Genomic DNA, 12,640 nt, shown 5'->3' with positions numbered 1-12,640 from the left:
CAGGAGTACCACCACCATGAAGCGACAAATGATCAACCCCGCGTCCGTCAAGGCGAAGCACTACGACCAGCTGCATTTCTCGTCGGCCACCCGTGTGGGCGACATGGTCTGGGTGTCCGGCCAGGTCGGTTTCGACGTGGCGACGGGCAAGCCCGGCCAGGGCATGGCCGCGCAGGCCCGGCTGGCATTCCAGAACCTCAAAGCCGTCCTCGAGGAGGCCGGCGCCACACTGGCCGATGTCGTCGAGATCATGACCTTCCACATGGACATGCAAGGCCCGGACATCCAGGCGTTCGCCAAGGTCAAGGACGAGTTCCTGCCCGACCGCTACCCGTCGTGGACCGGGGTGGGCGTGACCCAGTTGGCCCACCCGGCGTACCTGGTCGAGGTCCGCGCGGTCGCTGTGGTCGGCTGCGGCGCAGACTAGGCCCCGGCCTGCAGGCCGCGGGCATCAGCCGCGGCCTTTCCACGAAGAGCGCATCGCCCCGCATGCGGGGGATGGCTGCGTCCGCGTGTTCCGTGGGCGTGGCGGCACAGCACAAAACCAGACAACAGATGAAACGCTGATGGAGACAAATGATGAACCGTATTGACGAGACGAGGCCAACCTCTGCCGGAATCGCCCCTTCGTTCTTGCTGGCGCGATTCGACCGCCTGCCCACGATGCGGCTGCATTACGTCTGGGCCGCTCTGCTGGCGCTCAACATGATGCTGGAGTACTACGACAACGCCATCTTTGCCTATGCCAGTCCGACCATCAAGGCGCACACCGGCATGAGCACCGAGCAGATCGGCTTCATCAGCAGCGCCTTCTACGTAGGCATGGTGATCGGCGCGCTCGTCGGCGGCTGGCTCTCGGACAGATGGGGGCGTCGCCCGGTATTGGTGTGGGGCACGGTCATGTATTCGCTCGGCGTGGTGGCGACCGCCTTCGTGCCCGGGTACGAACTGATCCTGGGCTCCCGCTTCATCACCGGCCTCGGAGTGCAGGCGGCCACGTCGGTGCTGCTGGTCTACGTCTCCGAGATGTTTCCAAGCGGCGCGCGCGGGCGCTTCCTGTCGGTCGTGACGATGGGGCTCACTGCTGCGGCAGTGCTTGCGGCGGCGCTGGCCATGTTCTACCTGCCGACCGGCGGGCCGGACACCTGGCGTCACCTGTTCCTCGCAGGCGGCATCGGTCTGCTGATCGCCCCGCTGGTGCACTTCTGCCTGCCGGAGTCGGTGCGCTGGTGCGTGGCACGCGGACAAGTCGACCGCGCCGAGAAGATCGTCAGCCGGCTGGAAGCGCGTGCGCTGCGCCAGGGCCCGCTCGCCACGCCCCAGGTGTCGGCTGTACCGTACGCCGCAGCGCAGCCGACGTTGCGCGACCTGTTCCAGAACAGGTCCGTGTTACGCAACCTGGCCGTGCTCTTCGTTTCCTATTTCGGGGTCTACCTCGCGTACTACACCTGGGCGAACTGGAGCATCTACGCACTGGTGTACGACCTCAAGTACGCGCAGAAGGACGCGTATTTCATCCTGTTCATCTGGACCGTGGTCTACGGCGCCATGCCTTTCCTCGCCATGCGATTTCTGGATCGCTGGGAGCGCAAGAACACCATCCTCTTCATGTCCGTGTTCGCGGCGCTCACTCTGGCAGCTTTGGGCATGTCCACCGGCTACTGGGCTGTATCCATCATCGGCGGCATCCTCACCGTCTTCGCCGGATTCGTCCTCAATGCCTACTACACCTACATCCCCGAGACGATGCCCACGCAGTTGCGCGCCCTGGGCAACGGCATCGTGATGTCGGGGGCCCGGGTCGGCGGCGCGGTCTCCGGCGTGATGGGCGCGGCACTGGTGTCCGCAGGTGGCTTGAAGTATGTGACGTGGACGGCTGCCGCGATCTACATCGTCTTCGCCATCCCCGTGCTGCTGTTCGGCCCGCGCACCACTAACCGTTCGCTGGAAGCCGTGGCCGATGAAGAACTCGGCCGAGGGCAGGGCGAGGCGCCGCCGCCGCTGGCCTCCAGCCGGGCGGCAGCCTGAGTCCGCAGGAGCCGTTCATGCTGCCTGTCCAAGAGAACCGCGTGGTCTCCACGCACTGGGGCACCTATAGCGTGTCCGTGAACCAGGGGAGGGTGTCCGGCATCCGGTCCTGGTCGGGCGATCCCGCGCCGGCGCCGGTCTGGGAGGGCCTGGACGGCTCGCACACGGGGCCGAGGGTGGCCGCGCCCGCTGTCCGGCAATCGTTCCTCGAGAAGCAGCATCGTGCGAGCGGTGCGGGCCGCGGGCGCGAGCCCTTCGTCGAGGTCGACTGGAAGACCGCGCTCGACATGGCCGCCGCGCAGCTGGACAGGGTGCGCGCGACGCACGGCAATACGGCGATCTTCGGCGGCTCCTACGGGTGGGCCAGTGCCGGCCGGTTCAACCATGCGCAGAGCCAGATCCATCGCTTCCTGAACCTGCTAGGCGGCTATACGCGATCGATCAACTCCTATAGTTACGGCGCCGGGGAGGTGATCATCCCGCGCGTGGTCGGCTCGATGCACAGCCTCGCGGGTCGGCACACCTCGTTCAAGTCCATGATCGGCCACACCCGGCTGCTGGTCACCTTCGGGGGGCTGCCGGAAAAGAACGCGCAGGTGAATGCCGGTGGCGTCACACGGCATCGCTATCGCGACACGCTCGGGCAGCTCGCTCAGGCGGGTGTGCGCCTGGTCTCGATAAGCCCGATCCGGGACGACACAAGCGTGCCCTGCGAATGGGTGCCCATCCGTCCGCAAACCGATGTGGCGCTGATGCTGGGGCTGGCCTACGTGCTGGAAACCGAGAACCTCGCGAACCGGTCATTCCTGGCCCGGTACACGGTCGGCTACGACCAGTTCCGTGCCTACCTGCTGGGACTGTCCGACGGCATTGCGAAGACACCGCAGTGGGCATCATCCATCTGCCGCGTGCCGGCGCAGGAAATCGCGCAGCTGGCGCGCGATATGGCGCGGCACCGGACCATGATCACTATGTCGTGGTCTGTACAGCGGGCCGAGAACGGGGAGCAGCCGTACTGGATGACGGTCGTGCTGGCGTCGATGATCGGCCAGATCGGTCTGGAGGGCGGTGGATTCGGCTTCGGCTATGCCGCCGTCAACGGCATCGGTCTTGAGTCGATCACGGTGAAGATTCCCGCACTGCCGCAGGGCAGGAACCCCGTGTCTTCGTTTATCCCCGTGGCCCGGATCGCGGACATGCTGCTCAACAAGGGGCAGTCGTTTCGCTACAACGGCCAAACGCTCACTTACCCCGACACACGGCTGATCTATTGGGCGGGGGGTAACCCCTTTCATCACCATCAGGACTTGAACCGTCTTCGCAAGGCATGGGCGGTGCCGGAAACCATCATCGTCAACGAGCCCTGGTGGACGGCGACGGCCAAGCATGCAGACATCGTGTTTCCCACCACCGTGGCGTACGAGCGAAACGACATCGTGGGCACCAGCAGCGATCCTTTTGTCATCGCCTCCGCAGCGCATGCGAAACCCCATGCGGATGCGCGGAACGACTACGAGGTCTTCTCCGAGCTCGCCACCCGGCTGGGATGCCTCGAAGAATTCACGGGGGGGAAGACGGAGGAGGATTGGCTGCGCTCGTTCTATGCGCAGATCAAGGAGCAAGGCGACGAGCAGGGCCTGAAGCTTCCGACGTTCGATGAGTTCTGGGCGAAGGGAATGGTCGAGGTGCCGACGCAGGAGTCCGCGGCGGTCTTCTCGGAGTTCATCCATGACCCGGTTGGCAAGCCTTTGCGCACGCCGTCGGGCCGCATCGAACTCTTCTCGCAGACCATCCGCGACTTCGGCATAGAGGGGCAGCCGGGGCATCCGGTCTGGATCGAGCCGCAAGAATGGCTGGGCGCGACCCAGGCGCAGGCGTTTCCCTTGCACCTGCTGTCGAACCAGCCGAGCTCCAAGCTGCACAGCCAGTACGACCACGCGCCGCACAGCCGGAAGTTGAAGATCTCCGAGCGGGAGCCGATACGGATTCACCCGGTCGATGCGGCAAGCCGGAACATCGAGACCGGGATGATCGTCCGGGTGTTCAACACGCGAGGCAGCTGCCTTGCGGGGGCGGTGGTTTCCGATGCTGTGATCCCGGGTGTGCTGCAGATGGCCACCGGCGCCTGGCTGGACCTGTCGCCGGAAGACGGCGACGGCATCTCCCTCGACAAGCATGGCAACGCCAATGTACTCACGCGCGACTTCGGAACTTCGGAGATCGCGCAGGGCAGCACGGCCAATTCATGCCTCGTCGAGATCGAGCGCTTCGCCGGCGTACCGCCGGCGACGACCTGCTTCGATCCGCCGGCCATCATCCCCAAGACATAAAGAGAGTATCGACATGGTGAAAACAGCCCTGCCCGCCTGCCCGATCCAGCCCCTGCACGAGTACCTGCGCATGCATGCGCGAGAACGGCCCGATGCCGCTGCCCTGGTTTGGTACGGCACCGTGCTGAGTTGGTCCGACCTGGATCGTGCCAGCGATGCCTTCGCCGCCCGCCTGCAGGCCCTTGGCGTGAAGAAGGGCGATCCGGTGGTGCTGTTCCTCGGCAATTGCCCGCAGTACGTCGTAGCGCACTACGGCATTCAGAAGATCGGTGCCGTCGTGTGCCCCAACGGACCGCTGAACAAGGAGCATGAACTGGCCTATCAGGTGAACGACCTGAACGCGCGGGTGATCGTGGCGGCAGCGGCCCTCTTGCCGGTGGTGCAGAAGGTGAAGCCAGTGAGCACGCTGGCGCACGTGTTCATAGTGCACTATGCCGACCTGCTGCCCGCGCAGCCGACACTGGACCTGCCCGCCGAACTGAGTACGGCGCGTGAAGACGCGCGCGTTGTGCCGACGGACTGCGAAGACTTTCTGGCCGTGATGTCCGGCAGCGCCAGACCCGCCTCCGTCGAACTGGACATGGATGATCTGGCGCTGATGCTCTACACGTCAGGCACCACGGGGCTGCCCAAGGGCGCGATGCTCACCTATGGCAATGCGCTGTACAAGACGCGTACTTCGGCCTTCGCCATGGGGGTGGAGCGGGATGACACACAGCTATGCGTCGCACCGATGTACCACGTCGCCGGTATGTTGACCGGCGTGAACGTACCGGTGCTCTGCGGAGACACCGCCGTGCTGCTGCATCGTTTCGAGCCGCGTGCCACGCTGCAGGCCATCGACCGCTACCGAATCACGGCGTGGTACAGCATCGCACCCATGAACGCGGCCTGCATGCAGCAGCCCGATATCACCCGATTCGATCTGTCCAGCCTGAGCAAGAACACAGTCACCAGCTTCGGCATCGCCTTCACCGAAGCGCTGGCCCTGCAGTGGAAGAGCTTCGCTCCGAACGCCCATGCGCGCGAGGCTGCCTACGGTTTGTCGGAAACCCATAGCTGCGACACCTACATGCCGACCAACGCCATCCGTTGGGGCACGGTGGGCTTGGCGGTGCCGGGGGTGGTGATACGCATCCTCGACCCGGACACCGGCGATGCGCTGGCAGCGGGCGAGCAGGGAGAGATCGTGCTGACCAGTCCCGGCGTTTTTAAGGGCTACTTCAACAACCCCGAAGCTACCGCCGCCACGTTGCGCGACGGCTGGGTGCACACCGGCGACATGGGGCGCATGGACGCCGATGGCTATCTCACCTTCATGGGGCGCTTCAAGGAAATGATCAAGGTGTCGGGGTATCCGGTGTTCCCCGAGGAAGTCGAGACCATTCTGATCAAGCACCCGGCCATTTCCCAAGTGGCGGTGGTCGCACAGCCGGACGTGGACAAAGGCGAGGTAGTGAAAGCCTTTGTCGTGAAGAAGGCGGGAACCGAACTGGCCGCCGATGAGTTGATCGTCTGGTGCAGAGACAACATGGCACCGTACAAGGCGCCCAGGCATGTGCGTTTCCTGGATGCACTGCCGACCGCGGGAGCGGGGAAGGTGCTGCGACGTTTGCTGAAAGACGTCGAATGATGTCGTGAGTGTGTCTGCTCCAGAGCGTAGTCCGGCGCTCTGACATTCGGCCCTCATTGCCGCACCGCGCGCGAGATTGGTGCGGAAGGTGCCGACTTCTATCGGTGTCCGACGGACACTGAAGGGCTCAGTCTGCTGGTGCAGCGCATTGTCGAAACCCTACGGTTCGAACTTGGATGTCTTGTACAGACACGCGCCGCGGCGTCGATAGTGGCCGCGGCTAGAAACAGCCTACGATGCCTTTGGCGCGTGAAGTATCGGCGTTCGCTTCATCGACCTGAAGACATCGGGAGTCCCGCGTCGGCGGATGTGTTATCTCGGTGCTTGCCGCCTACAGGCCGGCTTGGCTCGCGGCCTCGAGCGCAGGCTTGACGCTTTCGATGGCCCCACCCCCATCGCAGGGGATCAGCGCACCCGAGATGTAGCTTGCATAGGGCGAAGCTAGGAATAGCGCGAGGTTGGCGATGTCATCGAGCGAGCCGAAGCGTTGCAGCGGCACGTGGCCGCGCGCGGCGGCGTGGTCTTCCGGCGTTGGCGCCATCAGCTTCCTGAAACCCTCCGTGCCTTCGATCGGGCCGGGCGAGATGGAGTTGACGCGAATACCTTCGCCGCCCCATTCCAGCGCCAGCACTCGCGTCAACTGATCAACGCCGGCCTTGGCTGCGCAGGCATGGGCCTGGTAGCGCATCGGAACGAAGGACTGCGGCGCGGTGATGTTGATCACTGCCGCGCCGGGCTTGCGCAGGTGTGCGTGCGCTTGGCGCAGCACATGGAAGGTGCCGACGAGATCGATATCGACCACCGCGCGAAAGCCGTTCGACGACATGTCCCGCGCCGCGCACAGGAAGTTGCCGGCCGCTCCCGAGACGAGTACATCCACCGGCCCGAATCGTCCGACCGCGCTCTCGAACGCGCGGCCGACCGCGTCGAAATCGCGCACGTCGGCACACGCGCCATGTACCGGGCCACCGACGTCGGAAAGCGTTCGGCAGGCGTTGTCGACGTTCTCCTGCTTGCGGCTCGCGACGGTCACGGCGGCGCCCTGCCGTGCGAAGGCCTGCGCGATGCCGAAGTTGATGCCGGTGGTGCCACCGAAAACGAAGACATGGCGGCCGTGGAAATCGAGGTTCATTTGCATGGAGTATCTTTCAGCGATTGCGTAGAGCCGGACAGGCCGTCAGGTAAAGCGCGGGGCGCGCTTCTCCCGGAAAGCGGCAATGCCCTCGGCCACATGGACCGATGCGGCTGCCTCGACCATCAGCCGATGCTCCATGTCGAGTTGCTCCAGCAGCGACCGTTCGTTCGCTCCGTCGACCAGCCGCTTGATGCGCGCGAGCGCGCCCGTCGCGCCCTGCGAAAGAGTACGGGCGAGGCTTGTCGTGCGGGCCGCCAATTTTTCGTCCGGGACGATCTCGTCGACGATGCCGAACGCCAGGCATTGCTGTACCGACAGCGGGGCGTTCGTGAAAAAGATTTGTTTGGCGCGTGCTGCGCCGGCACGGCGCGCCAGTAGCCACGAGGAACCGGCGTCCGGTGTGAGCCCAAGGGCTGAGTAGCCGCCGCGCAGTTTCATCGATTCGGCGGCCAGCACGATGTCTGCGCACAGCGCGAGGCCGATGCCGCCGCCGCCGACCGGCCCGTTGACGGCACTGATCACCGGCACCGGCAGCGTCGCCAGCTTGTGGATGGCGGCGTGGAGCGGACCGATGAATTGCTCCAGCAGCGCCGGCAGCGCCGCGCCGGCCTGATCGAAGAACGCGATGCTGCCGCCGGCGCAGAAATGCCTGCCTGTAGCGCGCAGCACCACGGCGCGGACCGACGCATCGGCCGCCACCGTATCGATGCACCCGATCAACGCCTGCGCCGCGTCCGGGTCGATGGCGTTGGATTGTTCGGGACGGTTCAGCACGATGGCGGCCACATGGCCGTCGCGTTCGAGCACGACAGGAGCAGTCATTCGGGTTCTCTTTCTCTTCTCTTTCGGTTCGATCTCGGGTCAATCACGCCGCTGCAGGATGGCCACCGACACCGCCGTGCCCAATCCGCCGTTGTGCTGCAAGGCCAGGCGAGCGCCCTCGACCTGCCGCACGCCGGCCTGGCCGCGCAATTGCGTAGCGAGCTCGGTGATCTGCGCCAGCCCGGTTGCGCCGAGCGGATGGCCCTTGGACAGCAGCCCGCCCGACGGGCAGACCACCACTTGCCCACCATAGGTATTGCACCCTTCTAGGACGAAGCCGGCCAGATCTTCTTCGGCACAAAAGCCCAGGCTCGCGCAACTGAGCAGTTCGTTACTGACGAAGCAATCGTGTACCTCCGCGACGTCGATGTCCGTTGGCGCCACCCCCGCGCGCGCGTAGGCACGATCCGCAACACGGCGCGTGGCGGCTCGGCTCAACGCATCGGGCACATTGGGCGGGTCAAGGTCGGTGGCGATGTCGCTGCCCATCTCATGAGCGAGGATCGACACCTCGGCGCGCAGGCCATGGCGCCGGGCGAAATCGGAGCTGCACAGGATCACCGCAGCGGCACCGCAGCTTGGTGCGCAGGCATACAGCTTGCGTAAGCGCCCCCACACGGTTGGGGCGGCCAGGACTTCATCCACGCTCAGCGGATCGCGGAAGATCGCGAAGGGATTGTGTTTCGCATGCGCGCGCGCCTTCACGGCCACGCGCGCGAACACCTCATCGGTCAGCTGCAATTCACGCGCAGCCCATTCGAGCTGAGAGCCGAACATCAGCAGCGCGGGCGGCAGTGCTTGCTCCTGCACGCTGAGTCCCATCGCAGCGATCACACTGGCGCGGTGGTGCTCGAGCGGGTCCGCATGCGTGGGAAAGATGCGGTCCAACGCGCCGGGCCGCATCTCCTCGAAGCCAACCGCCAGTGCGCACTCCGAGACACCTGACAAGATGGCCTGCCGTGCCAGGAACAGCGCCGACGAGCCCGACGCGCAATTGTTGTTCACGTTGGTGATCGGGATGCCGGTGATGCCGACGCGGTAGAGAGCGCGCTCGCCCGAGCACGAGTCGCCATAGACGAAACTTGCGAAGGCCTGCTCGACGAGGCCGTAGTCGATGCGGGCATCGGCCAGTGCCGCTTGCACGGCCTTTTGCGCCATCACGTCATAGGGTTCGCTGCGGCCAGGGCGCACAAAAGGCACCATGCCGACACCGGCGATGAGGGTTTCCTGGGTCATCGGTTGCTCGCTTTCCGCCTCGGCGGATCAGATGTTGCGGTCCTGCGCCGTCCAGTAGAGTGCGCGCAGATCTTTTTTCAGGACCTTGCCGTTGGCACTGCGCGGCAGCGAGGCCACGAAGTCCACCGACTTGGGCGCCTTCACACTGCCCAGCTTCAGCTTGCACAGGGCGATCAGCTCGCCGTCCGAGACCTGCATGCCGGGCGTCAGTTCGACGACGGCCTTCACCGCCTCGCCCCATGCGGCATCGGGCACACCGATCACGGCGCAGTCCTGCACAGCGGGGTGAGCCCAGATCACCTGCTCGACCTCGCTCGGGTAGACGTTGAAGCCGCCGCTGATCACCATGTCCTTCTTGCGGTCGGTGATGCGCAGATACCCGTCGCGGTCCAGGTGCCCCACGTCGCCGGTGTGCAGCCAGCCGTCGACGACGGCTTCGGCTGTCTTCTCGGGCGCCTTGTAGTAGCCTTTCATGACGAGGTCACCGCGCACGCAGATCTCGCCGGTCTCGCCGACGCCAAGCGGTTCGTTGTTTTCCCCCATGATCGCCACGCGGGTGAGCGGGCTGGCACGGCCGCAGGACAGCAGGCGCGCATCGCTGGCGAGTTGCCCGCCGACGAAGTTCTCCTCCGGCCGCTTCATCGCGATTGCGCCGGGCGCCTCGGTCTGACCATAGGCCTCCATCATCACGGGCCCGAACACCGCGATGGCGCGGCGCAGTTTCTCGGCCGACATCGGCGCAGCGCCGCACAGGAAGTACTTCAGCGAGGAAAAGTCGCGCCCCTCGATGCCCGGCATGTCCAGCAATCGGTAGATGACCGTCGGCGGCAGGAAGAACTCGGTCACACGGTGCGTCTCGATGGCATCAAGGAGGGCGGTGGGATCGGGTTTGGTCAGCACCACCACCGTGCCGCCACGTGCCGTACACGGCAGCGACAAGACACCCGCGGTATGCGTCATCGGAGCTGCGGCAAGGTTGACGATCTTCTCGTCGGCCCGGTAGCTGCAGGCGATCATGAACTGGGCGCAGAAGGCCTGGAAGCTGCGGTGCGTGTTCATCACGCCCTTGGGCAGACCCGTGGTGCCCCCGGTCGGCATCACGGCCACCGTGTCGTCGGGCTGGTAGGTCACCTGCGGCCTGTTGCCCGAATGGCCTTCGATCCATTCGGAGAGTCCTAGCGCCCCCGGCACGGGGCCTTCGATGCAGACGAACAGCCGGATCTTCGGCAGATTGGGGCGCAATGCTTCCACGGCCGGTGCGAAGGCCTGCTGGAAGAACAGTACCTCGCAGTCGAAGGCATCGAGCAACTGACGATTTTCTTCGAGCGCTCCGCGCGGATTGACAGGCATCCACGCCATACCGGCACGCCACAGCCCCAGGGTGCAGGTCCATGGCACCGGATGGTTGGCGGCCCAGACCGCGCCGACCTTCTCTCGTCCCTGGCCCATCGCCAGCAGGGCGTTCGCGATGCGGCACGAGAGCGTGCCGACATCATCGAAGCTGTAGACCGCATCGTCCATCACGTAAGCAGGTGCTTGCGGATCGATCTCCCATCCGCGGTCGAAGAAGTCAATGATGGCCATGTTGGGTCTCCTGTAGGCGTCGTGTTTTTCTCGGTGGCATGAAGTCTGCCGACGCGCATGATTTCTTTCGCCCCTCGAATGGAGGGGAGTGCGAGGGTGCCAGGATGCGCGAAGGCCCCCTTCCGTGATAGGGGCGAAACCTGACACGCCCCCTATGCACTCATTCGGCCCAGACGACGGATTCGCCAAGGGTCGCCCAACGCTCGAAATGCGGTCCGAAGCGTGTTTCGAACACGTTGCGACGCAGCTTGAACGTCGGGGTCATGAGTCCGTTCTCGACGGTCCACGACTGCGCGGCGACGACCAGAAAATCGAGTCGCTCGTGTGGGTCCAGAGTCTGGTTGACAGCTTGCCGCAGCACATCGAGCGTTCGCGTGAGTTCGGGACTTCGCGTAGCGCCCGGCGCCAGCAGAACGACGGCAAACGGCTGCGGAAAGCCCACGCCAGTCACGCAGCAGGCCTCGACCAGCGGATCGCCGCACAGCGCATTCTCGATGGGTGTGGGCGCCACGTACTTGCCCTTACTGGTCTTGAAGATCTCCTTGGCACGGCCAGTGAGCTTCAAGTAGCCCTCGGCATCGATGTCGCCGACGTCGCCGGTGCGCAGGAAGCCGTCCTCGGTCATGACCTCAGCGGTGCGCTGCGGATCGTTGAAGTAACCGCGCATATTGCCTGGGAAGCGGACCAAGATCTCGCCGTCGTCGGTACGCCGGACTTCGGCGCCAGGTCGCGGCTGACCCACGTAACCCACTCGTCCCTTTCCAGGGCGGCTCGCATGCGTGCCCATGTTCTCCGTCATGCCGTAGATCTCAAGCAGCTCCAGGCCCAGGTCGAGATACCACTGATGCAGTTCTTGCGACAGCGGCGCGGCACCCGACAGCGCATAGCGCGTCTCGGCCAAGCCCAGTTGCGCCAGCACCTGCCGGCGCACGGCCGGCCCTTTCTCGGGATCGGCCAGCATCGTCGTCAACTGCGCAGGTGGAATGCGCGTCAGCACGGCCTGGCGGAACTTGGCCCATAGCCGCGGCACTGCGATGAAGAAGGTGGGCCGGGTCTTCTGGAGATCGGAGACGAAGGTCTCGACACTTTCGTTGAAGGTCACGCTGCAGCCGCTTGCCAGCGACACCATCTCGGAAAACATCCGATCGGCGCTGTGCGCCAATGGCAGGTACGACAGCATGCGATCGTGCGGGCCGAAGCCATAGTCGTCCATCAGGATGCCCAGCGACGCCCCCAGCGTGCCGAAGGTGTGCATCACGCCCTTGGGAACGCCGGTGGTTCCCGAGGTGTAGACGATGGTGGCCAACTCGTCGACGCCGCGCGAGCGCTCGCCGGTCAGCGGCGGCGTGCGGGCGATCACGGTGTCCCAGTCGGCCACGGGCTGGTCGGGCAATTCCCCGTCCGCGCGCAGCGGAAACCGCACCACCGGCATCCCCGGGGGGATGCCGGCACGCATGGCGCCCCAATCGTCGGAATCGAGCTTGCCCAGAAACAATGCCTTGGCGCCCGAGTGCTCGAGGACGTGGCGCACCGATGCTCCCGTGAGAGAAGGATAGATCGGCACCGAGACATGCCCGGCCAACATGATCGCGAAGTCGGCGAGGAACCACCAGGCGCAGTTCTTCGACATGATCGCGACCCGCGAACCAGGCTCCCAGCCGAAAGACGCGAGATGCGCGGCCATGCGCCGCGCTTCTTCTGAAGCCTGCGCCCAGGTGAAGTGGCGCTCCTGTCCGCCGCCCAGGGGCTGCGTGAGATAGCGCTGGTCGGGCCGTTCCTGCACGTGGCGTTGTAGCCAGGCGCTGGGGTTGATGGGGGCGTGGATGTGCGGCATGTCATGTCTCCTCTTGCTATAAGTGTTCAGGTGGCGTT

The 12,640-nt window shown here is 65.1% G+C and carries 9 protein-coding genes; 4 read left to right on the top strand and 5 right to left on the bottom strand.

The genetic code is table 11. The annotated features are described in order from the left end of the window. Positions 1-16 precede the first annotated feature (16 nt). The 4 genes from EJO71_RS07470 (at position 17) to EJO71_RS07455 (ending at position 5,991) form a co-directional block, all read left to right on the top strand. Entirely contained in the window at positions 17-427 is a 411-nt protein-coding gene (locus EJO71_RS07470; RefSeq protein WP_062469655.1) for a RidA family protein, read from the top strand. A gap of 152 nt (positions 428-579) precedes the next feature. Beyond that, positions 580-2,028, top strand: a complete 1,449-nt coding sequence (locus EJO71_RS07465; RefSeq protein WP_164546794.1) for an MFS transporter — start codon at positions 580-582, stop codon at positions 2,026-2,028. 17 nt (positions 2,029-2,045) lie between these two features. Continuing rightward, positions 2,046-4,358, top strand: coding sequence for a molybdopterin-dependent oxidoreductase (locus EJO71_RS07460; RefSeq protein ID WP_125948590.1), 2,313 nt, complete (start codon positions 2,046-2,048; stop codon positions 4,356-4,358). Positions 4,359-4,371: 13 nt separating this feature from the next. Further along, positions 4,372-5,991 (top strand): AMP-binding protein, encoded by a 1,620-nt coding sequence (locus tag EJO71_RS07455; RefSeq protein WP_125948591.1) that lies wholly within the window; start codon positions 4,372-4,374, stop codon positions 5,989-5,991. A gap of 331 nt (positions 5,992-6,322) precedes the next feature. Here the strand turns inward: EJO71_RS07455 and EJO71_RS07450 are convergent, their stop codons facing one another. The 5 genes from EJO71_RS07450 to EJO71_RS07430 form a co-directional block, all read right to left on the bottom strand. Continuing rightward, positions 6,323-7,129 carry an SDR family oxidoreductase gene (locus tag EJO71_RS07450; protein WP_125948592.1) on the bottom strand — a complete coding sequence of 269 codons (807 nt, stop codon included), beginning with the start codon at positions 7,127-7,129 and terminating at the stop codon, positions 6,323-6,325. Positions 7,130-7,168: 39 nt separating this feature from the next. Continuing rightward, entirely contained in the window at positions 7,169-7,948 is a 780-nt protein-coding gene (locus EJO71_RS07445; RefSeq protein WP_125948593.1) for an enoyl-CoA hydratase-related protein, read from the bottom strand. 39 nt (positions 7,949-7,987) lie between these two features. Further along, positions 7,988-9,184, bottom strand: coding sequence for a lipid-transfer protein (locus EJO71_RS07440; RefSeq protein WP_125948594.1), 1,197 nt, complete (start codon positions 9,182-9,184; stop codon positions 7,988-7,990). Positions 9,185-9,211: 27 nt separating this feature from the next. Further along, entirely contained in the window at positions 9,212-10,768 is a 1,557-nt protein-coding gene (locus tag EJO71_RS07435) for an AMP-binding protein (RefSeq protein ID WP_125948595.1), read from the bottom strand. A gap of 160 nt (positions 10,769-10,928) precedes the next feature. Beyond that, entirely contained in the window at positions 10,929-12,602 is a 1,674-nt protein-coding gene (locus EJO71_RS07430; RefSeq protein WP_125948596.1) for an AMP-binding protein, read from the bottom strand. Positions 12,603-12,640: the final 38 nt, after the last annotated feature.

Source organism: Variovorax sp. 679 (genome assembly GCF_003952185.1).
GTDB lineage: Bacteria > Pseudomonadota > Gammaproteobacteria > Burkholderiales > Burkholderiaceae_C > Variovorax.
The sequence above is the reverse complement of the archived record's forward strand: the minus strand, read 5'-3'. Positions and strand labels throughout refer to the sequence as shown.